This is a genomic window from Ruegeria sp. AL2, from assembly GCF_056540845.1.
On the sequence record NZ_JBQFXM010000004.1, the window covers coordinates 231,001 to 250,781 of the forward strand.

At 59.4% G+C, this 19,781-nt stretch carries 20 protein-coding genes and 1 tRNA gene; 16 read left to right on the top strand and 5 right to left on the bottom strand.

Going from position 1 to position 19,781, the window contains the following annotated elements; genetic code table 11:
* The first annotated feature begins 40 nt into the window (after positions 1-40).
* The 6 genes from ACR0ID_RS08415 to ACR0ID_RS08440 all read left to right on the top strand — a co-directional run bounded on the left by ACR0ID_RS08415 (position 41) and on the right by ACR0ID_RS08440 (position 5,992).
* Positions 41-1,615: a lysine--tRNA ligase gene (locus ACR0ID_RS08415; protein WP_480604828.1), complete on the top strand. Its 1,575-nt coding sequence runs from the start codon at positions 41-43 to the stop codon at positions 1,613-1,615.
* A gap of 48 nt (positions 1,616-1,663) precedes the next feature.
* Complete coding sequence (locus ACR0ID_RS08420) at positions 1,664-2,065, top strand: DUF4864 domain-containing protein (RefSeq protein ID WP_480475250.1); 402 nt, start codon at positions 1,664-1,666, stop codon at positions 2,063-2,065.
* Positions 2,066-2,203: 138 nt separating this feature from the next.
* Positions 2,204-4,492, top strand: coding sequence for a glycosyl hydrolase family 28-related protein (locus ACR0ID_RS08425; RefSeq protein ID WP_480604830.1), 2,289 nt, complete (start codon positions 2,204-2,206; stop codon positions 4,490-4,492).
* A 140-nt stretch (positions 4,493-4,632) separates the two neighbouring features.
* On the top strand, positions 4,633-4,959 hold the full coding sequence (locus tag ACR0ID_RS08430) for an antibiotic biosynthesis monooxygenase family protein (protein WP_480475254.1): 327 nt from the start codon (positions 4,633-4,635) through the stop codon (positions 4,957-4,959).
* A 64-nt stretch (positions 4,960-5,023) separates the two neighbouring features.
* Positions 5,024-5,431: a universal stress protein gene (locus tag ACR0ID_RS08435; protein ID WP_480475256.1), complete on the top strand. Its 408-nt coding sequence runs from the start codon at positions 5,024-5,026 to the stop codon at positions 5,429-5,431.
* Positions 5,432-5,563: 132 nt separating this feature from the next.
* A complete protein-coding gene (locus tag ACR0ID_RS08440) occupies positions 5,564-5,992 on the top strand; it encodes an excalibur calcium-binding domain-containing protein (RefSeq protein ID WP_480518567.1) in 429 nt (142 codons plus the stop codon).
* 15 nt (positions 5,993-6,007) lie between these two features.
* Here ACR0ID_RS08440 and ACR0ID_RS08445 read toward each other — a convergent pair whose 3' ends face one another.
* Both ACR0ID_RS08445 and ACR0ID_RS08450 read right to left on the bottom strand, forming a co-directional pair.
* Positions 6,008-6,715, bottom strand: a complete 708-nt coding sequence (locus tag ACR0ID_RS08445) for an ORF6N domain-containing protein (protein WP_480604832.1) — start codon at positions 6,713-6,715, stop codon at positions 6,008-6,010.
* A gap of 110 nt (positions 6,716-6,825) precedes the next feature.
* Positions 6,826-7,617, bottom strand: coding sequence for a formate/nitrite transporter family protein (locus ACR0ID_RS08450; RefSeq protein ID WP_480518569.1), 792 nt, complete (start codon positions 7,615-7,617; stop codon positions 6,826-6,828).
* Positions 7,618-7,873: 256 nt separating this feature from the next.
* Between ACR0ID_RS08450 and ACR0ID_RS08455 the strand changes: the two genes are divergently transcribed.
* Positions 7,874-8,164, top strand: a complete 291-nt coding sequence (locus ACR0ID_RS08455) for an antibiotic biosynthesis monooxygenase family protein (protein WP_209507883.1) — start codon at positions 7,874-7,876, stop codon at positions 8,162-8,164.
* 176 nt (positions 8,165-8,340) lie between these two features.
* Here the strand turns inward: ACR0ID_RS08455 and ACR0ID_RS08460 are convergent, their stop codons facing one another.
* Entirely contained in the window at positions 8,341-8,991 is a 651-nt protein-coding gene (locus ACR0ID_RS08460; RefSeq protein ID WP_480483289.1) for a hypothetical protein, read from the bottom strand.
* A gap of 79 nt (positions 8,992-9,070) precedes the next feature.
* Positions 9,071-11,257, bottom strand: coding sequence for an excinuclease ABC subunit UvrB (uvrB, locus tag ACR0ID_RS08465; protein ID WP_480604834.1), 2,187 nt, complete (start codon positions 11,255-11,257; stop codon positions 9,071-9,073).
* 270 nt (positions 11,258-11,527) lie between these two features.
* Here uvrB and ACR0ID_RS08470 point away from each other — a divergent pair, with 270 nt between their 5' ends.
* The 3 genes from ACR0ID_RS08470 to ACR0ID_RS08480 all read left to right on the top strand — a co-directional run bounded on the left by ACR0ID_RS08470 (position 11,528) and on the right by ACR0ID_RS08480 (position 12,414).
* Complete coding sequence (locus ACR0ID_RS08470; protein WP_480518575.1) at positions 11,528-11,839, top strand: ETC complex I subunit; 312 nt, start codon at positions 11,528-11,530, stop codon at positions 11,837-11,839.
* Entirely contained in the window at positions 11,840-12,316 is a 477-nt protein-coding gene (locus ACR0ID_RS08475) for a GNAT family N-acetyltransferase (RefSeq protein WP_480518577.1), read from the top strand. It begins immediately after the preceding gene.
* A gap of 21 nt (positions 12,317-12,337) precedes the next feature.
* Positions 12,338-12,414, top strand: a tRNA-Arg gene (locus ACR0ID_RS08480).
* A gap of 164 nt (positions 12,415-12,578) precedes the next feature.
* Here the strand turns inward: ACR0ID_RS08480 and ACR0ID_RS08485 are convergent.
* On the bottom strand, positions 12,579-12,848 hold the full coding sequence (locus ACR0ID_RS08485; RefSeq protein WP_480604887.1) for a hypothetical protein: 270 nt from the start codon (positions 12,846-12,848) through the stop codon (positions 12,579-12,581).
* Here ACR0ID_RS08485 and iolG point away from each other — a divergent pair.
* The 6 genes from iolG (at position 12,801) to iolE (ending at position 19,737) form a co-directional block, all read left to right on the top strand.
* A complete protein-coding gene (iolG, locus tag ACR0ID_RS08490; RefSeq protein ID WP_480604836.1) occupies positions 12,801-13,814 on the top strand; it encodes an inositol 2-dehydrogenase in 1,014 nt (337 codons plus the stop codon). The two genes, ACR0ID_RS08485 and iolG, sit on opposite strands and share 48 nt — an antisense overlap.
* A gap of 124 nt (positions 13,815-13,938) precedes the next feature.
* Positions 13,939-14,859 carry a sugar ABC transporter substrate-binding protein gene (locus ACR0ID_RS08495; protein WP_267364100.1) on the top strand — a complete coding sequence of 307 codons (921 nt, stop codon included), beginning with the start codon at positions 13,939-13,941 and terminating at the stop codon, positions 14,857-14,859.
* Positions 14,860-14,927: 68 nt separating this feature from the next.
* Positions 14,928-16,034: an ABC transporter permease gene (locus ACR0ID_RS08500; protein ID WP_480475272.1), complete on the top strand. Its 1,107-nt coding sequence runs from the start codon at positions 14,928-14,930 to the stop codon at positions 16,032-16,034.
* Between the two features lies 1 nt (position 16,035).
* A complete protein-coding gene (locus ACR0ID_RS08505; RefSeq protein WP_480475274.1) occupies positions 16,036-16,857 on the top strand; it encodes an ATP-binding cassette domain-containing protein in 822 nt (273 codons plus the stop codon).
* 151 nt (positions 16,858-17,008) lie between these two features.
* Entirely contained in the window at positions 17,009-18,841 is a 1,833-nt protein-coding gene (iolD, locus tag ACR0ID_RS08510) for a 3D-(3,5/4)-trihydroxycyclohexane-1,2-dione acylhydrolase (decyclizing) (RefSeq protein WP_480604838.1), read from the top strand.
* Positions 18,838-19,737: a myo-inosose-2 dehydratase gene (gene iolE / locus ACR0ID_RS08515; protein ID WP_480604840.1), complete on the top strand. Its 900-nt coding sequence runs from the start codon at positions 18,838-18,840 to the stop codon at positions 19,735-19,737. The genes iolD and iolE overlap by 4 nt, the downstream gene beginning before the upstream one ends.
* Positions 19,738-19,781 lie beyond the last annotated feature (44 nt).

Sequence of the window (19,781 nt, forward strand, 5' to 3'; positions counted from 1 at the left end):
TGGTGCAGCCGCGACCGTTTCCCCAATGGAGCACATTGAAATGTCTGAACTGCGCGAAACCGCGATGTCGTCCAAGGCCTGGCCCTTTGAAGAGGCGCGCCGGTTGCTTAAACGCTATCAGAAAGGTGCTCCGGAAAAGGGGTATGTGCTGTTTGAAACCGGATACGGCCCGTCGGGCCTGCCGCATATCGGCACGTTCGGCGAGGTGGCGCGGACCACGATGGTCAAGCGCGCCTTTGAAGCGCTGTCGGATATCCCGGCCAAGCTGATCTGTTTTTCGGACGATCTGGACGGGATGCGCAAGGTTCCCAGCAACGTGCCGAACCCCGAGGCGCTGGAAGAGCATTTGCAGCGCCCGCTGACCTCGGTTCCTGATCCGTTTGGCGAATTTGACAGCTTTGGCGAACACAACAACGCGATGTTGCGCCGGTTCCTTGATACCTTCGGGTTCGAATACGAGTTCTACTCGGCGCGCGACTTTTATCGCTCGGGCCAGTTCGACGAGATTCTGAAGCGTGCGGTTGAACGCTACGACGACGTGATGGCCATCATGTTGAAAAGCCTGCGGGAAGAACGCCAGCAGACCTATTCGATCTTCCTGCCGATCCACCCGGAAACCGGGCGGGTTCTGTATGTGCCGATGAAAAAGGTCTGCGCCGAAACCTATACCGTTACCTTCGATGATGAAGACGGCAAGGAATGGACCGTTCCCGTCACCGGCGGCAACGTGAAGCTGCAATGGAAGCCGGATTTCGGGGCGCGCTGGGCGGCACTGGGCGTTGATTTCGAGATGTACGGCAAGGAACACGCGACCAACGAAAAGATCTATGACGGGATCTGCCGGGCCTTGGGTGGCCGCGCGCCCGAGCATTTCAGCTATGAGCTGTTTTTGGATGAGAACGGACAGAAGATTTCGAAATCGTCGGGCAATGGTGTGTCGATTGACGAATGGCTGACCTATGCGCCGACCGAGTCGCTGGCTTATTTCATGTACCAGAAGCCCAAGACGGCCAAGCGGATGCATTTCGACGTGATCCCGAAAGCCTATGATGAGTATCATCAGCAGCTGCGCGCCTATCCGGGGCAGGACCTGAAGGCCCAGTTGAACAACCCGGTCTGGCATATTCACGGCGGCGACGTGCCGGAATCGACCCTGATCGTTCCCTTTGCGATGCTGCTGAATCTGGCATCGGTTTCCGGTGCCGAAGACAAGGAGGCGCTGTGGGGCTTTATTCGCCGCTATGCGCCCGAGGCAACGGCAGAGAGCCATCCCGATCTGGACAAGGCTGCTGGTTTCGCCGTGCGGTACTTCAACGATTTCGTCAAGCCGACGCGCAAGCATCGCGCGCCGACGGATCAGGAGCGCGAGGCGCTGGAAGCGCTGAAAGCGGCGCTTGAGGCGTATGATGGCCCGACCGAGGATGAAGCGTTGCAATCGGTGGTCTATGCCATCGGCCGCGAGCGGTTTGATCCAATGAAAGGATGGTTCTCGGCGCTTTATGAGGTGCTGCTGGGGGCCTCGCAAGGGCCGCGCTTCGGGGGTTTTATCGCGCTTTACGGCGTGCCCGAGACCATCGCGCTGATCGACAAGGCACTGGCCGGAGAGCTGGTCTGATTTGACCTGAACCGGCATGGGGCTATCCTTGGCACAGGAGGTGGCCCCATGCGTCGATTATTGCTTGCATTATCCCTGAGCGCCGGGCTGGCGTCGGGCGCGTTTGCGCAGAGTGCCGAGATCGAGGCCAATATCGCGGCGCAGATACAGGCCTTCCGGGCGGATGACTTTGCGACCGCCTTCACCTTTGCCAGCCCCAGCATCCAGCGTCTGTTTCGAAACCCCGACAATTTCGGCGCGATGGTGCGCAATGGCTATCCCATGGTCTGGCGTCCTGCCGATGTGCGTTTTCTGGAACTGCGCGAGGTTGATGGCGCGCTGTGGCAGAAGGTGATGATTACGGACGGTAACGGGCGGGTGCATCTTCTGGACTATCAGATGATCCCGCTGACGGAAGGCTGGAAGATCAACGGGGTGCAACTGTTGGGTGCCGCTGACCCTGCGGCCTGAGGCAACACCACCGTCACGGTGATATGAGCCGTGATTAATTCCTTTTCGATATCCAGACTGCCGCGTTCGGGGCGGACCTGAACACGGGGTTTGGACGCGTCGCCGGATTTGCGCGACGCGATTGGGAAAGGGTTTTCTATGAACAAGGCAATCACCGACGGCATCGTGTTCATGCCGCCTCAATTCGCGAATGGTCTGACGGTTTGGTCTGCGGGGGACGGAACACCCGGATCGCCCACATATGGCGGGTCCGGCACGGGGGTATTTGTTCCGGCGGATGCGGATTTTGCCGGTTGTCTTGAAATCCTGAAGGTCAACACAACGCAGCAATTGCGTTACATGGGGCAGACACCGATCCTGCCCGGTTGCTATTTGCAGATCAAAGCCCGGGTCAAGGCGATCAGCGGTCCGTTGCCGTCGGTGCGTATTGCAGCCTGGGCCGGTGGCGCGGGTGATGTGCACGTAGCCGGTGTTGTGGAACAGGGGCCTGCCACCCAGCTGTCGGGCTATGGCACGGTACACGAGATCACCGCGATTGTCGGCACCGGCCAGCGCCCGGGCGTGGACATGCCCTGGGGGCTGGCCGCCCTTTACGGGCATTTCGGCCTGGATCTCGAAGGGGCCAACGGCGCGCTGGTGCGCGTCGATGATCTTGAGATCACAGATGTCACCGGGTTCTTTCTGCGCGAGATGATCAGCCTGGTCGACGTGCGCGACTTTGGTGCGGTTGGTGACGGTGTGACGGATGACTCGGTTGCGTTTGAGGCGGCGGATCAGGCCGCCGGTGGCCGCCGGGTCTTTGTTCCGCAAGGCACCTATCACCTTGCGGAGAACACCAGCATCGATGCGGAGATTGAATTCGAAGGCACCGTCACCATGCCGGATGACAAGATGCTGTTGCTGACCAAGGATTTCCATCTGCCCGCATATATCGAGGCGTTCGGAGATGAGGAGCTGGCCTTCAAGAAGGCGTTTCAGGCGCTGCTGAACAATTCGGACCACGATTCGCTGGATCTGGGCGGGCGCAAGATTTCAGTTTCCGCGCCGATCGACATGGCCGCTGCGGTTCCCAACAAGCAAAGCGGCTTTTCCACGCGGCGCGTGATCCGCAACGGGCAGTTCGATGTCAAAAGCGGAACCGCCTGGGACACAGAAACCTTCACCTCTGTCGCCACCTATGACCCCCTGGACAAGACACGTCTGACCAATGTCGCCAATGTGGCCAATATTCCCGTGGGATCGCTGGTTGAGGGCAGTGGTGTCGGGCGTGAGGTTTACGTGCGCTCGAAGAACATAGGCGCCGGTGAGATGACCCTGAGCGCGCCCATCTATGACGCCGCCGGTACCCAGACCTTTACCTTTCAGTCGTTCAAATACCTGCTGGATTTCAGCGGTTTCGATACGTTGCGGAAGTTCGGCATGGAGCAGATCGAGTTTCAGTGCAACAGCCGGTGCAGCGGCATTCGTCTGGCGGCTTCGGGCAGTACGTTTTCGCTGAAAGACTGTTTTATCAGTCGCCCGAAGGATCGGGGTCTGACCTCGACCGCGACGGGGTGCAAGGGGCTGCTGATCGACAATTGCCAGTTCTTGTCCTCAGAAGAAGCGCTTGACGTGACGGACCGGAATTCCATCGGGCTGAACACCAACTCGAACGACGTGAAGCTGCGTCACAATCGGGCGGTGCGGTTCAAGCATTTTGCCGTTCTGGGCGGCGGTACCAACGTGGTTCTGGGCAACCATTTCTTTCAGGGCGACGGCATCCCGCAGGGGGTCCGTACCGCAGGGCTGATCATGATCGGCACCTACAACACCTCGACCATTGCCGAGAACTATGTCGACAACTGCTTTATCGAATGGACCAATGAACGGGATGCGGCGCCCACCTATACCAGCGGGTTTTCGTTCAGTTCGATGAGCATCACGGACAATATCTTTTTCTCGAGCGATGCACCGGCCTGGTTCAGCTATATTATCATCCGCCCCTATGGCGCTGGCCATTACCTGAATGGCGTGACGGTGACCGGCAACAAGTTCCGTGCCACCAGCGGTTCGATTGATCGGGCGGAACGGGTCGATACATCTTTTGCCGATCTGGACAATAACAGGCATTCGAACGTGACCTACGAGAACAATACCTATCACGGGATTGCCAAGAGATCATCGAACCCGCTGCGCGTCCGCAGCCAGCAGAACTCGGTCGCGAATGTCTGGTCTGTTTCGGCAAACGGGGAATTGCCATTTGGCGGCAAGGCGCGCGGCTGCGATGGGGTCACTGCCATCGGGTCGCTGACCGGGGTGTTCAACAACCTTGTCTATTCGGTCCCTCATGTTTTGACCGAACAGGGGGCCAGTGGTGACAGTCTTATTCTGCGCTGGCCGGATCACCTGAAAGGCGAAGTCTCGGTCACGATGCGCATGGAGCGTTGAAACAGCGGCTGGTCGCCCATACCGGGTGGCCAGCCGCCTGACAAACGGGCGCAGAAAAGCGCGGATTGGCGCAGCGGCAAGGAAATAGGCGACGTTTCAATCTGATGTGCTAGGCTTGGGGAAAGAAATGGAGAATCCCGATGCCGAAAATCGCCAAAAACGCCAGTGTTCAGACAGTTATCACCACGTTTGAAATGACGCCCGGCACCTGTCAGGACCTTTTGGAGGCGCTGACCGACGCCTATTCCGAGTTCATCTCGAAGCAGCCCGGCTTTGTTTCTGCCGGGCTTCATGTGAATGATGCGCAAACCCGGATTGCCAACTATTCGCAATGGCAACGCCGCGAGGATTTCCTGGCCATGCTGCGGACCGCCGAGATGCGCGACCGCAACCGCAAGATCAACGAGCTGTGCAAGAGCTTTGAGCCGGTCATGTATGACGTTGCAGAGACATTTGGCTCTACCTGACCTGAATCAAAGCCTGCCGTGCATGTCTGTTTCAAAGTAAGCCTGCAAAACGGAGGCGCATGCTATGTATCACAACATTCTCGTTCCGATCTCTTTCGATGCTGAAAGAGACACGTCCGGGCCGTTGAAACTGGCCCGGGTTCTGGCCACGCCGGACGCGCAGGTCACATTGCTGCATGTGGTTGAGCATATTCCAAATTATGCAATCTCGTACATGCCGTCCGAATATCTGACCGAGGCCCGAAAGGCGATTCAGTCAGAGCTTGATACGCTGGCGTCGCAATTGCCGAATGCCACGGGCGTCGTGATCGAAGGGCATTCCGGCCGGACCATTCTGGACTGGGCCGAGGCGCATCACCCGGACCTGATCATCGTGGCCTCGCACCGGCCGGGGATGCAGGATCTGCTGCTGGGATCCACCGCGTCCCATATTGTGCGCCACGCCCCTTGCGCGGTGCATGTGGTCCGGTGACGGTCGGACATCACTGACAGTAAGCCGCGTTGTGCCTGTGCGGGCGGCGGTTTCGGGCCGGGCCAGATTTTTTGAACCCGGTGGAACTGTGTTGCCTCGGCTTTGCCACATATTGCCCTTATTGGTCTGGGCATGTTGTTCAAGAAACCAACGCAGGAAGCACCTGACCTGAACCCGCGCTCGGCCAAACGACACCAGCGTGCCGAGGCGGCGCGGCGGCAGGCGCTGTCCCCGCTGAGGATACTGGTCATGGTTCTGCTGCTGCCGCTGACGACCGCGCTGATTGCCACGGGCGTCTTTCTGCGCACCTCGGGCTATGAGCGGGACGAGGCGGTGATCCACCTGTTCGCGCTGGCGGGATGTGATGCGACGCAGGCCATGGGGATCGGGCCGTTCCGCGCAGGACAGCCGGGTTATCATGAGCGCAACGATCCGGATGGTGACGGGGTGGCCTGCGGGTATGCCGAGCTGGAGCTGCCACGTGCGACCAGCGTGCAGGCGCAGGACCAGCCGAAGCCGCGCGAACGGTCGGTGGGAAGCGCCAAGTTCGTGCGCCCCTGAATTCGGGGGAAGGGTCTAGCCTTTCATCGCCTGTAGCAGTTCCAACAACCCTTTGCGGTCGTCGTCACTGGCATAATCGCCGGTGGCCAGCCGTTCGGCGATACGCAGACGCAGGCGTTCCTGTTGGGTGCGGACCTCTTCCCCGGCGGTTTCGGCCAGCGTCTTCATGATCACCGCCACGGCCTGTTGGCGTTTGGTAGTGGGGTTGGCGATATAATCGACAAGGCTCTGCTGCCCGGAATCGAGGATGTTTTCGGCCAGTTCGCGCAGTTGGTCGCCATTGGGCAGCAGCGGGGCAGGGGCCTGTTCGGGGGGCAGGATTTCCGGCACGCTGCGCGGGGTCTCGGCCAGGGCGTTCGCGCCATCGACAAAGGCTTCGGTGATCATCCGCGTGATCTTGATCGCGCGCGGGTCCTTGAACAGGGCCGAGGCGATGGCCACGCCGTAATCGGTATAGACCCACGGATTGACCCGCCGCCCGCCGCGGCCTTTGGGTTTTGAAATCACATTCTGTGATTGCAAATCGGCAACCTCGGCATCGGAAAGCTGAAAGCGGTAGCCTTCGAACAGGTTGGTGTTGCGCGAGACGGCCTGATTGAAGGCACTGACGGATTTTCCGTAGAACTGCGCCAGATCCTCGGCCAGCACCACGCGGGTGCCGCGCACCCTGTGAATGGCACTTTGGACCTCATGCGCGCTGGGCAGGTTTTTCGGGTTCGTCATGGCAGCCGTTTGGAATCACAATTTGTGATTTCAAACGTGGAGGAGGGTGGAGCGGGGTGCAAGGGTGGAGTGTGGGGATATCCCTGCCCTAAACCTGATAAACCGCGTGCTCAGCCGGGCGTATTGCGCAGATAGGCAAAGCGATAGGCAAGCGCGACGCCGCCTGCGCCGCCGACAATATTGCCGATCGTGACCCAGAAGAGGTTACCCATGGCCGCGCCAAAACCGAGGTCGGCACCCGCAAGCGCGCCCTGCGGCAGCAGGTACATATTGGCGACGGAATGCTCGAGCCCCAACAGGACAAATGCTGCAATGGGCCAGAGTACCGCCATGACCTTGCCCACCACCGATCTGGCCGCGAAGCTCAGCCAGACGGCAAGGCAGACCAGCGCGTTGCACAGAACGCCGCGCGTAAAGGCTTGGGTGGCCGAGAGGTCGGCCTTGCCATTTGCGATTGCTGATGCGGTGGCCCCCATGGGCCCGTCCAGCAAACCGGTTGCAGCGAAGGCCAGAGCCAGCGCGATAGACCCGACCAAATTCCCGAGATACACGAGGCCCCAGTTGCGCAGCAGGGCGCGCGGCGAGATTTTCCGGTCCACCGCCGCGATAGTCATCAGGGCATTTCCAGTGAACAGCTCGGCCCCGCCGACGACCACAAGGATCAGGCCCAGCGAGAACACGACCCCACCCAGAAACCGGGCCGGTCCAAACCCCGGGTCAACGCCGGTCATGACCATGGTATAGGCGGCCCCGCCGAAGCCGATGAACACGCCCGCGAGTATCGCCAGAGTCAGTGTCTGGCTGACCGTGAGATGTGCCTTGGCAACACCGGCGGTTTCAACCAGCTCGGCGATCTGGGCGGGTTTGTAGGCGTCAATTCCGGTTGGGTTCTGTGTTTGCATGGGACCCACTTTGCCGACGCATTCGCGTTTCGACATTGATTGGGATCAAGCATCCATCGGTGCAAAAACAACCGCATTGGGGGCGAGGCTGCAACCCTGAAGGGACAGCCGCCCGGATGCAGTGCGGTGTATGGTTGAAAATCGGCGCAAATCGCCGGTATCAATGCGAGATTTCGGACTGCCGTGCTAGAGTACGCGCGGCGGGGCCGTTCCGGCCGTGTTACATGGCAATTTTGCCAGACGACGGAGGAAAGTGATGTTTGCACGAATTACCCAATATAAAATGAAGCCCGGTACGCGCGAGGCGGCGACGGCGAAGATGAATGAATTGAAATCCGACATCATGGGTATGCCCGGCATGCACAGTTTTACCAATGTGATGAACGAGGATGGTTCGGGCTATGTGATTTCGGTGGTCGAAAGCGAGGCGACCTCGAACGCGAATGCGCCCAAAGTGGCCGAGCTGTGGGGCCATTTCGCCGAATTCATGGAAGGCCCGCCGACGCCGGTTGGGTACGACGTGATTGCCCATTGGGATAAGGGGTAACGGTTCGGGCGGGGGTTCCCGCCCTTTCTTTTAGTTGGAGAGAACAGCGATTTGGACCTCATGCGGTCTGGCCAGGGTGTTCGGGTTCGTCATGGCAACCGCTTGGAAACACAATTTGTGATTTCAAACGTGGAGGAGTGCGCACTGGGCTGCAAGGGTGGAGTGTGGGATGTGACTTACCTACTCAGGCAAACGCTCATAACTCTTTCCTTAGTATCACCGCCGTAACGGGTGTTGGACGGCAGTGCGATCCAGTCTCTGTGTCGATAACTCCAAAGAAACGGCCAATTCTCGCTGTTACACGCGACGCCATGTGGGGACTGGTAACCGTCAGATCGTTCCCGAATAGACTTGAACAAAGACGAACGTTCTATGATGCGTAACTCGGATGTTTTCGCATATCTTTTCATTTGCCATTGCACTTGCAGGTTTTGCAACGCGACCGGACCTATTACTGTAAGCATTGCGCCAACAATTATAATCGGCACTTTTGCTTTGCCCGGCATGATCAAAGCGGCTGCGGCTACCAAAACCAGCAACATCAACGCCGCAATGATAAAAATGAAAAGTCTCGCGGTTAAAGCGGTTCCTAGAAAAAACAGGACTGCGGCGGGCCAAATAGTGAGTGCCAGCACTGGTGAGCTACCGACGCCCGAATCTACTCCAAGTCCCCAGATGATCATCAAAAGGAGCACGAACCATAGCATTGACAAACTTCTGCCGGGCGACGCTTCGCGCCATCCTGCGAGCACACTTACCCATACCCAAACCATTGATAGGAGTGAAATGGTTCCGAGCAGCCCAACTGCAATAAGAAGCGTGATCAAAAAACTTTCCTAAACCGATTGTCTAAGAAGATAGATTTCTTGCTTTTAGGCAAATTGCAACCATCAGTTGCGTTTAAACCTACCGCTTCCTCCGCTTCACATTCCCACCCCTTTGCCCCGGCCGTCCAGCCGTTGAGCGTCCGCGCGTTTTCACGGCGTCTTCCGAGGCTTTCTCGACCGCCCATTGGCGGGCCATGGGGTCGTCGGCGATGGCCAGATCGACCGCTTCCAGGCGTTTGATCTCATCGCGGATGTTGGCGGCCTCTTCAAACTCCAGGTTCTCGGCGGCTTTTCGCATCTGGTCGCGCAGCCCGTTCAGGTGCGCCTCGAGGTTGGCGCCGTGCATCGGCTTGTCGATGGTGGCGGTGACGCGGTTCATGTCCACGTCGCCCGCATACAGCCCGGCCAGAACATCCTCGACATTCTTTTTCACGGTCGCGGGCGTGATGCCGTGTTCCACGTTATAGGCCATCTGCTTGGCGCGGCGGCGGTCGGTTTCGGCCAGCGCGCGTTCCATTGAACCGGTGATCTTGTCGGCATACATGATCACCCGGCCATCGGCGTTGCGCGCGGCGCGGCCGATGGTCTGAACCAGCGAGGTCTCGGACCGCAGAAAGCCTTCCTTGTCGGCGTCCAGAATGGCGACCAGCCCGCATTCGGGAATGTCGAGCCCTTCACGCAGCAGGTTGATGCCGACCAGCACGTCGAACGCGCCCAGACGCAGGTCGCGCAGAATCTCGATGCGTTCCAGCGTGTCGATATCGGAATGCATGTAGCGCACCTTGATGCCCTGTTCGTGCAGGTATTCGGTCAGATCCTCGGCCATGCGTTTCGTCAGCGTTGTGACCAGCGTGCGATAGCCATCGGCGGCGACCTTGCGCACCTCGTCCAGCAGGTCGTCGACCTGCATCGACACGGGGCGGATTTCGACCTGCGGGTCCAGCAGGCCGGTGGGGCGGATCACCTGTTCGGTGAAGACGCCGCCGGTCTGGTCGAGCTCCCACGCGGCGGGGGTGGCCGAGACGAAGACGGATTGCGGGCGCATGGCATCCCATTCCTCGAACTTCAAAGGCCGGTTGTCCATGCAGGACGGCAGGCGGAACCCGTGTTCGGCCAGCGTGAACTTGCGCCGATAGTCGCCCCGATACATGCCGCCGATCTGCGGCACACTGACATGGGATTCGTCGGCAAAGACGATGGCGTTGTCGGGGATGAATTCGAACAGGGTCGGGGGCGGCTCGCCCGGTGCGCGGCCGGTAAGATAGCGCGAATAGTTCTCGATCCCGTTGCAGACGCCGGTGGCCTCGAGCATTTCCAGATCGAAATTGGTGCGTTGTTCCAGCCGCTGCGCCTCGAGCAGTTTGCCTTCGCCGACCAGCTGGTCGAGGCGCATCCGCAGTTCTTTTTTGATCCCGATGATCGCCTGCTGCATCGTCGGTTTCGGCGTCACATAGTGGGAATTCGCATAGACCCGGATATGGTCCATCGTGTCGGTCTTTTCGCCGGTCAGCGGGTCGAATTCGGTGACCTGTTCCAGTTCCTCGCCGAAGAAGGACAGTTTCCAGGCGCGGTCTTCAAGGTGGGCGGGCCAGATTTCCAGACTGTCGCCCCGCACCCGGAACGAGCCGCGCTGAAACCCCTGATCGTTGCGGCGGTATTGCTGGGCCACCAGATCGGCCATCACCTGCCGCTGGTCGTATTCGTGACCGACCTTCAGATCCTGCGTCATCGCCCCGTAGGTTTCGACCGAACCGATACCGTAGATGCACGACACCGAGGCGACGATGATCACGTCATCGCGTTCCAGCAGCGCTCGCGTGGCCGAGTGGCGCATCCGGTCGATCTGTTCGTTGATCTGCGATTCTTTCTCGATGTAGGTGTCAGAGCGCGGCACATAAGCTTCGGGTTGGTAATAGTCGTAGTAGGACACGAAATATTCCACCGAGTTTTCGGGGAAGAAGCCCTTGAATTCACCGTATAGCTGCGCGGCGAGCGTTTTGTTGGGGGCCAGGATGATGGCGGGGCGCTGGGTTTCCTCGATCACCTTGGCCATGGTGAAGGTCTTGCCCGTTCCGGTCGCGCCCAGCAGCACCTGATCGCGTTCCCCGTCCAGCACGCCGCCTGCCAGTTCCTTGATCGCCGTGGGTTGATCGCCCGCCGGATTGAATTCGGTATGCATCACGAATTGCCTGCCGCCTTCCAGTTTCAGGCGGGCGCGCACGTCTTCGGCGGTCAATTGGGTCTTGTCGGAATGGGCGTATGGCATAGGTAGGCTCCGGGCGTCAGGCCCTTACATTTGTTCTTATTTTGTCCAACTGCAAGGGCCGATCCGGATTCATTGCCCGCTATGCGGTCTGAGGCCGTGCGACGGGTGAGTCGTTGTGAATTTCTTGCGTTTGTTTGGCGCGATCCTATCCCAGCCTGATGACAGTTTCTGGCATGAGTTCGCGGGCGAGGGCCGCGACAATTGCAATCTTGCCCCCGGGCGCGCTCTGACGCATAAACGGGCTCAGCCAAGTGAGTACGGAGAGGCGACATGCGCGCACGGATTTACCAGCCCGCAAGAAATGCGATGACCTCGGGGATGGCCAAGACCCGCAAATGGGTTCTGGAATACGCCCCGGCCTCGGCGCGCGAGGTTGATCCGCTGATGGGCTGGACGTCGTCCAGCGACACGCAGGCTCAGGTGCGCCTGAAGTTCGACACGAGGGAAGAGGCGCTGGATTATGCCAAGGCCCACGGTATCGATGCTGAGGTCAGCGAGCCGCACAAGCGCAAACCCAATCTGCGTGCGCGGGGCTATGGCGAGAATTTCGCAACCGACCGGCGTGCCCCCTGGACGCACTGAATGATCGAAATCCGCGAGGCTGACCCGACATCGGACGTATTACGCCCGATTGTCGAGGCGCATTTTGCCCATGGCGAAACTGCGGGACCTGCGGAAAGCAACCACACGATGGACGCCGAAGCATTGGCTGGCCCGGGGGTGCGATTCTGGGCCATTTTTGACGGACAGCAGCCATTGGGATGCGGTGCGCTGAAAGCGCTGCCCGATGGAACCGCCGAAGTGAAATCGGTGCATATTCTGGCGCAGGCAAGAGGGCGCGGGCTGGCGCACGTGCTGATGACGCATCTGGCTGAACAGGCTGGCGCAGAGGGGTGCGAGGCTTTGGTTCTTGAGACCGGGGCAAGCCATCTTCGCGAATATGATGCCGCCCGCAAGCTGTATGAGTCGCTGGGCTATTCCTATTGCGGGCCAATCTTTGGGTATGTTGACGATCCCAACAGCGCATTCATGCGCTTGCCTCTTGAACCCCGCGGGTAAAAACCGCAAGAAGGGCGCAGCGGTCCCTTAGCTCAACTGGATAGAGCAGCTGACTTCTAATCAGCAGGTTGAGGGTTCGAGTCCTTCAGGGATCGCCATTGTCAAACCAGATCAATACCGGACATGCGCCTGCTTTGGTCGGCGCGATGTGATCTTGTGGCTGTTTGGTGTGGTATGAGGGGCTGGACGAGGGGGTCATGCCAGCCCCTCTAAGGGGTCACAGAGTGGTAGTATGTGTTCCTTAAGTACAATCTAACGTGATTCACCGGGCGGCGATATTGGGGGATTCCCGTAGGCTGGCATTTGCGCGGAAAATGCGTGTCGGGCGGGGTAATCCTGTTGAGATCAGACCGGGTTTTTGCGCGGCATTCACGGTGAGGGTGCGGGATAGGCTGGCAAAACCGGCGGCGATGCAAAAAATATATTGCAACCGGTTGCAAAGAAAATCATTGTTACGCACAACAACAAGATTCGGGAGAGCTGCATGTTGAGGGTCGGATTGCTGGGTGCCGGGCGTATTGGGCGTGTTCATTCGCAGGCCATATCTTCCCATCCGGGGAGCAGGTTGTGTGCGGTATCCGATGCGCTACCCGAGGCGGCAGCCAGCCTGGCGGATGAATATGGGGCCGAGGCACGCAGTTCAGAAGAAATAATCGCTGATCCCGAGATTGACGCGGTTCTGATTGCAACGCCGACGGATACGCATTCCGACCTGATCGAGGCGGCCACGGGCGCTGGCAAAGCCGTTCTGTGCGAAAAGCCCGTCGATCTGAGCCTTCAGAGGGCACAGGATTGTCTGAAAGCGGTCGCGGGGCGCGGCAAACCTGTCATGATCGGGTTTAACCGGCGGTTCGATCCCAATTTTGCAGCTTTGAAGGCCGGGCTGGACGCGGGTGAAATCGGCAAGGCCGAACTGTTGTCGATCACGTCATTTGACCCGGCACCGCCTCCGGTCAGCTATGTAAAAGTGTCCGGAGGACTGTTTCGGGACATGATGATCCACGATTTTGACATGGCGAACTTTCTGATGGGGGATGTGCCTCAGACCGTCACGGCGGTGGGATCGTCGCTTGTGGATGCGGAGATCGGCGCGGCAGGCGATGTGGATACGGCTGTGGTCACAATGACTTACGCAGACGGCCGGATTGCGGTCATCAAGAACTCGCGCCGGGCGGCCTATGGCTATGATCAGCGGGTCGAGGTGCTGGGTTCGGAAGGGTTGTTGCAGGCGCATAACATGCTGGAAAACACCGTCGTGAAATCGACGGCAGATGGCGTTGTGGGCGCAAAGCCGACTTATTTCTTTCTGGAACGCTACATGCCGGCCTATCGCGTGGAATGGGCCGCATTTGTTGATGCCGTCAGCGGCGGTTCCAACGTTCCCGTCACGTTGCAGGATGGTGTGGCGGCGCTGGCGATGGCCGAGGCCGCGACCCTGTCAGCGCAGACGGGAAAGCCCGTCCGGATGGAGGAAATTTTGAAACCGGTTGCAAAATGACCAAAATTCTTCAAACTAACGACAGCTCGGCCCTGCGCCGCAGCCACTGAGATTCGGCACAGCCGGATGATTGGGGCCGGTACCCCAACAGAAGATCAGACTGAACCAATGGGAGGAAACTGAAATGAAGAAATTCGTTAAAGGTGCACTTGCCGCGGGGGCACTGGCCCTGGCTACACCCGCTCTTGCGCAGGACATCGTGGTCGTATCGCATGGCCAGGCCAATGACGCATTCTGGAACGTCGTGAAGAACGGTGTTGAACAGGCTGGCAAGGATGTCGGTGTGAATGTGGAATACCGCGCACCGGAAACCTTCGACATGGTGGCCATGTCGCAGCTGATCGACGCTGCGGTGAACCAGGAACCTGATGGCCTGATCGTTTCGATCCCGGATGCGGATGCGCTTGGCCCGTCAATCGAACGTGCCGTTGCCGCAGGCATCCCGGTGATCTCGATCAACTCGGGGTCGGATGTGTCGAAACAGCTGGGTGCGTTGCTGCACGTGGGTCAGGACGAGTTTGACGCCGGGAAAGCTGCGGGTGAACAACTGGCTTCGATGGGGGGCAAAACCGCGATCTGTGTGAACCACGAAGTGGGCAACGTTGCGCTGGACCTGCGTTGCGCAGGTTTCGCGGAAGGCTTTGGCGGTAATGTCGAAGTTCTGCCAACCTCGAATGACCCGTCGGAAATCGAGTCGAAGGTCTCGGCTGCTCTGGCTGCAAACGAAGCCGTCGATACGGTCATGGCGCTGGGTGCAAGCTCGGCCGGTGAGCCGACTGTTGCCGCTGTCAAAGCGTCGGGCCGTGATGTGAATGTTGCATCCTTCGACCTGTCGGCCAACTTCCTGCAATCGATTGCGGATGGCGACGCGGCCTTTGCCATTGACCAGCAGCAGTATCTGCAAGGGTATCTGTCGGTGAACTTCATGGGCCTGCACGCCAAATACGGCCTGATGCCCGGTGGCAACGTTCCTTCGGGTCCGAACCTGATCACTCAGGACAAGGCCGCGCAGGTGATCGAGCTGTCCGCGCAGGGCATCCGCTGATCCATACCGCAACCTGAACTAAACGGGGCGGCGCGGTGGCGCCGCTCCCACCCAAGTGGGAGGAAACGATGAGTGACTCAGCGCAAATCGCCGGGGACGAAAGGGTCAAGAAAGAACCTTTCATGACCAAGCTCATGAAACGGCCCGAACTCGGTGCGATGGCCGGTGTCGTTCTGGTGGTCATCTTCTTTGCCATCACAGCAGACGATTCGATGTTTACCCTGGCCGGGGTCATGAACTTCATGACACCTGCGGCACAGCTGGGCATTCTAGCAATTGGTGCGGCCCTTCTGATGATCGGTGGTGAGTTTGATCTGTCCATCGGATCGATGGTGGCGTTTGCGGGCCTGTTCTTCGGCGTCTGCGTGGTGACATGGCATCTGCCACTGATCATTGCGATCCCCATGACATTTGTATTCGCGGCATTCGTCGGAGCAGTGAACGGCAATATCGTCATAAGATCTGGCCTGCCGTCCTTTATCGTGACGCTGGCTTTCCTGTTCATTCTGCGTGGCTTGTCCCTTGTTGGCCTCAAAGCGGCGACCGGAGGGTCGACCCAGTTGCGCGGTGTGCGTGACGTGGTTGAAAACGACTGGCTGGCGCCGTTCTTTTCGGGCGAAGCCTTTGGCAGCCTGTTTGCCTGGCTGGCGGCCAATGGCATGATTGACACCTTCAAAAGCGGAGCACCCAAGGTGCCCGGCGTTCCGGTCGAAATCCTGTGGTTCATCGTGCTGGCATTGGCCGCCACCTATGTGTTGCTGCGAACCCCGGCGGGGAACTGGATTTTCGCGGCGGGCGGTGACAGCACTGCGGCATCGAATTCCGGTGTTCCCGTGAGCAAGATCAAGGTGTCTCTGTTCATGCTGACCGCCTGTTGCGCTGCATTGGTGGCCATCATTACGGTGATCGACGCGGGCTCGACCGACGCACGGCGTGGTTTCCAGAAAGAATTCGAGGCGATCATCGCTGCCGTGATCGGGGGCTGTCTGCTGACGGGCGGATATGGCTCGGCCATCGGGGCGTTCTTTGGTTCGATCATCTTTGGCATGGTTGTCATCGGACTGACCTATACGGATTTCGATCAGGACTGGTTCCAGGTGTTCCTGGGCGCGATGCTGCTGATTGCCGTTCTGTTCAACAACGCGATCCGCAAACGCGTAACCGGGGAGCGCTGATATGACCGAAGATACCAAGTTCCACCATGGCGATGCGGCAGGCGATCAGGCCCCCATCGTGGAAATGAAGGATATCGAGAAGCACTTTGGCAACATCATCGCATTGGCGGGCGTCAGTTTCGACGTCAAACCGGGTGAATGCCACTGCCTGCTGGGCGATAACGGCGCGGGCAAGTCGACCTTCATCAAGACCATGTCCGGGGTACATAAACCCACCAAGGGCGAGATCTTTTTCGAGGGCAAGCCGTTGCATTTTGACACTCCGCGGGATGCGATGGAGGCAGGCATTGCGACCGTGTTCCAGGACCTTGCGATGATCCCGCTGATGAGCGTCACGCGCAACTTTTTCATGGGGCGCGAGCCGACCAAGGGTAAGGGTCTGCTGAAACGGTTCGATGTTGAACACGCGAATGAGGTCTGCATGGAAGAGATGCGCAAGATGGGCATCAACCTGCGCGGGCCGGATCAGGCTGTTGGCACCTTGTCTGGGGGGGAACGGCAGACCGTTGCCATTGCCCGCGCCGTGTATTTTGGTGCCAAGATCCTGATCTTGGACGAGCCGACCTCGGCCCTTGGTGTGCGCCAGACTTCGAACGTTCTGGCCACCATCGACAAGGTGCGCAGTCAGGGCGTCGGCGTGGTTTTCATCAGCCACAACGTGCGTCACGCGCTGGCGGTGGGTGACAGGTTCACCGTTTTGAACCGGGGCAAGACGCTGGGCACAGCAACGCGTGGCGAGATCACGCCAGAGCAGTTGCAGGACCTGATGGCAGGCGGTCAGGAAATGGCCGAGCTAGAAGGATCGCTGGGCGGTACGGTTTAAAGTACAGAACTTGGATGCCCCAATGGGGCATCCATCGGGCGGTGGCACGTGACGCCCCACTTTTTTCAGGCTTTGATACAAAAGCTGGCACCTTCGCAAATGACAAAACCCGCAGGTCGCCAAAGGCGGAGCTGAGTTGAAAGGGATCATGATGAGCAAGACAGTCCGATTGACTGCGGCGCAGGCTCTGGTGCGCTATCTGGGCGCGCAGATGAACGAGGCCGGAGAGCCCTTTATCGCAGGTGTCTGGGCGATTTTCGGCCATGGCAACGTGGCCGGTCTGGGCGAGGCGCTGCACGGTGTGAAAGACAGCCTGCCCACCTATCGCGGTCATAATGAGCAGACCATGGCGCATTGCGCGATTGCCTATGCCAAGCAGTTGGGGCGCAGGCGGGCGATGGCGGTCACTTCGTCCATCGGGCCGGGGGCCACCAACATGGTTACCGCTGCGGCGCTGGCCCATGTGAACCGCCTGCCGGTTTTGTTGCTGCCCGGTGACGTGTTTGCCACGCGTGGTCCCGACCCGGTTTTGCAGCAACCCGAAGTGTTTTCGGACGGAACCATCAGCGCGAATGACTGTTTCAGACCGGTCAGCCGCTATTTCGACCGCATCACCCGGCCGGAGCACCTGTTGACGGCGCTGCCGCGCGCCTTCCGCACGATGACGGACCCGGCGGATTGCGGTCCGGTGACGCTGGCCTTTTGTCAGGATGTGCAGGCCGAGGCTTATGACTATCCCGAAAGCTTTTTTGAGCCGCGCGTCTGGTATCAGCGCCGAATTCGTCCGGATGAGGGTGAACTGACACGGGCCGTGGCCGCGATTAAGGCAGCCAAGCGCCCTGTGATCGTGGCCGGGGGCGGTGTGCATTATTCGGACGCGACCGCCGCTTTGCAGCGCTTTGCCGAGGCGCACAATGTGCCGGTGGCCGAGACGCAGGCAGGTAAATCCGCGCTGGCCTGGGATCATCCGCTGAACCTTGGTCCGATTGGCGTCACCGGCGGTGAGCCTGCCAACGATATCTGCGCCGAGGCGGATCTGGTGCTGGGCGTCGGCACCCGGTTTCAGGATTTCACCACCGGGTCATGGGGATTGTTCGCGAACCCCGAGCGGGAATTGATCAGCCTGAACACCGCCGCCTATGACGCGGCAAAGCACGGCGCGATGCCGCTGCAGGCTGACGCCCACGTTGGACTGGGTGAACTGAGCGACGCGTTGGGCGGTTACCGCGCGCCTGATATGCCTGCAACGCTGAAACCCGAATGGTTTGCCAAGGTCGACGCATTGACCGACGCGCCCGCAGACAGCAATGCGCTGCCCACGGATATGCAGGTGATTGGTGCCGTGCAGCGGGCGGCCAATGAAAACACCGTTGCCATGTGTGCCGCGGGCACGATGCCGGGTGAGTTGCACAAGCTGTGGAAGGCACCGCGCCCCGGTGCCTATCATATGGAATATGGCTTCAGCTGCATGGGGTATGAGATCGCCGGTGCGATGGGCATCAAGATGGCCCAGCCCGACCGCGACGTGATCTGCTTTACCGGCGACGGCACTTACATGATGGCGAACTCGGAAATGGCGACGGCGGCGATGATGGGGATTTCGTTCACCGTTGTGGTCACCGACAATCGCGGCTTTGGCTGCATCAACCGTTTGCAGATGGGAACCGGCGGGGCCGAGTTTAACAACCTGCTGGATCACGCGGTCGGCGGCGAAAATTCGGTGATCGACTTTGCCAAACATGCCGAAGCCATGGGGGCGACCGCGCTCAAGGTCAGCTCGATCACCGAGCTTGAGGAGGCACTGGCCAAGCGAAGTGACATCAAAGGCCCCTATGTGGTGGTGATCGACACCGATCCCTACCCATCGACCGAATATGGCGGAACATGGTGGGAAGTGGCGGTGCCCGAGGTCAGCATCCGTCCGGAAGTAAACGAAAAACGTGCGGCCTATGAGGTCGCCATCAAGGAAAGAAACACGAAATGAGCGTGAAGATCGGTATCTCTCCGATTGCCTGGCAGAATGACGATCTGCCGGACCTGACCGCAGCCTACACGATGGAGCAGGCGCTGAAAGAAGCGCGCGAGATCGGCTATACCGGTGTTGAACGGGGCCAGCGGATGCCCGGCGACACCGAAGGGTTGCGCGCCTATCTGGACGCAAACGACATCGCGCTGTGTGGCGGTTGGTGTTCGGGCAGTACTCTGGTCAATGACCTTGAGGCCGAGGTCGCCATCGTGCGCGAGCAGGTGGAACAATTTGTTGCGCTGAACAGCCCCTGCATCGTTTACGCCGAGTGTTCAAATACCGTTCAGGGGCAGATCGGAACGCCGGTCAATGACCGCCCGAAGCTGTCCAAAGACGAGGTTCTGGCCTATGCGGGCAAGCTGACCGAGCTTGCCAAATGGATGGCAGATCAGGGTATGCCGATGGCCTATCACCATCATATGGGCACGATCATCGAAAGCGAAGAGGATGTGAACTGGCTGATGCAGGGTTCAGGCCCCGAGCTGAAGCTGTGTTTCGATACGGGTCACTTGCTGTTTGGCGGTGGCGACGTGATGGCCACGCTGAACCGTTGGGGCGACCGGGTGCATCACGTGCATTTCAAGGACATCCGCCCAGACATCGTGCAGGACACGCGCGAGAACAATCGCAGCTTTCTGGATGCCGTAATTGCCGGGGCATTCACCGTGCCGGGTGATGGGTGCATCGACTTTCAGGCCGTAGCCAACGCGTTGAAAGCAATGGATTACAGCGGCTGGATCGTGGTCGAGGCCGAGCAGGACCCCGCCAAGGCGCCGCCCTATGAGTACTCCAAATTGGGCTATGACCACATCGTCGAGGTTTGCGGCAAGGCAGGGTTGGAGATCACCGTTTAATCACCGCCCCTCGGGGCAACACCGAAGCCATGAAAGAGGAGTTT

Excerpts from the sequence above, each read along its gene's own strand:
- ACR0ID_RS08415 (WP_480604828.1), top strand. The coding sequence starts at position 41 with ATGTCTGAACTGCGCGAAACCGCGATGTCGTCCAAGGCCTGGCCCTTT.
- ACR0ID_RS08420 (WP_480475250.1), top strand. The coding sequence starts at position 1,664 with ATGCGTCGATTATTGCTTGCATTATCCCTGAGCGCCGGGCTGGCGTCG.
- ACR0ID_RS08425 (WP_480604830.1), top strand. The coding sequence starts at position 2,204 with ATGAACAAGGCAATCACCGACGGCATCGTGTTCATGCCGCCTCAATTC.
- ACR0ID_RS08430 (WP_480475254.1), top strand. The coding sequence starts at position 4,633 with ATGCCGAAAATCGCCAAAAACGCCAGTGTTCAGACAGTTATCACCACG.
- ACR0ID_RS08435 (WP_480475256.1), top strand. The coding sequence starts at position 5,024 with ATGTATCACAACATTCTCGTTCCGATCTCTTTCGATGCTGAAAGAGAC.
- ACR0ID_RS08440 (WP_480518567.1), top strand. The coding sequence starts at position 5,564 with ATGTTGTTCAAGAAACCAACGCAGGAAGCACCTGACCTGAACCCGCGC.
- ACR0ID_RS08445 (WP_480604832.1), bottom strand. The coding sequence starts at position 6,715 with ATGACGAACCCGAAAAACCTGCCCAGCGCGCATGAGGTCCAAAGTGCC.
- ACR0ID_RS08450 (WP_480518569.1), bottom strand. The coding sequence starts at position 7,617 with ATGCAAACACAGAACCCAACCGGAATTGACGCCTACAAACCCGCCCAG.
- ACR0ID_RS08455 (WP_209507883.1), top strand. The coding sequence starts at position 7,874 with ATGTTTGCACGAATTACCCAATATAAAATGAAGCCCGGTACGCGCGAG.
- uvrB (WP_480604834.1), bottom strand. The coding sequence starts at position 11,257 with ATGCCATACGCCCATTCCGACAAGACCCAATTGACCGCCGAAGACGTG.
- ACR0ID_RS08470 (WP_480518575.1), top strand. The coding sequence starts at position 11,528 with ATGCGCGCACGGATTTACCAGCCCGCAAGAAATGCGATGACCTCGGGG.
- ACR0ID_RS08475 (WP_480518577.1), top strand. The coding sequence starts at position 11,840 with ATGATCGAAATCCGCGAGGCTGACCCGACATCGGACGTATTACGCCCG.
- iolG (WP_480604836.1), top strand. The coding sequence starts at position 12,801 with ATGTTGAGGGTCGGATTGCTGGGTGCCGGGCGTATTGGGCGTGTTCAT.
- ACR0ID_RS08485 (WP_480604887.1), bottom strand. The coding sequence starts at position 12,848 with ATGAACACGCCCAATACGCCCGGCACCCAGCAATCCGACCCTCAACAT.
- ACR0ID_RS08495 (WP_267364100.1), top strand. The coding sequence starts at position 13,939 with ATGAAGAAATTCGTTAAAGGTGCACTTGCCGCGGGGGCACTGGCCCTG.
- ACR0ID_RS08500 (WP_480475272.1), top strand. The coding sequence starts at position 14,928 with ATGAGTGACTCAGCGCAAATCGCCGGGGACGAAAGGGTCAAGAAAGAA.
- ACR0ID_RS08505 (WP_480475274.1), top strand. The coding sequence starts at position 16,036 with ATGACCGAAGATACCAAGTTCCACCATGGCGATGCGGCAGGCGATCAG.
- iolD (WP_480604838.1), top strand. The coding sequence starts at position 17,009 with ATGAGCAAGACAGTCCGATTGACTGCGGCGCAGGCTCTGGTGCGCTAT.
- iolE (WP_480604840.1), top strand. The coding sequence starts at position 18,838 with ATGAGCGTGAAGATCGGTATCTCTCCGATTGCCTGGCAGAATGACGAT.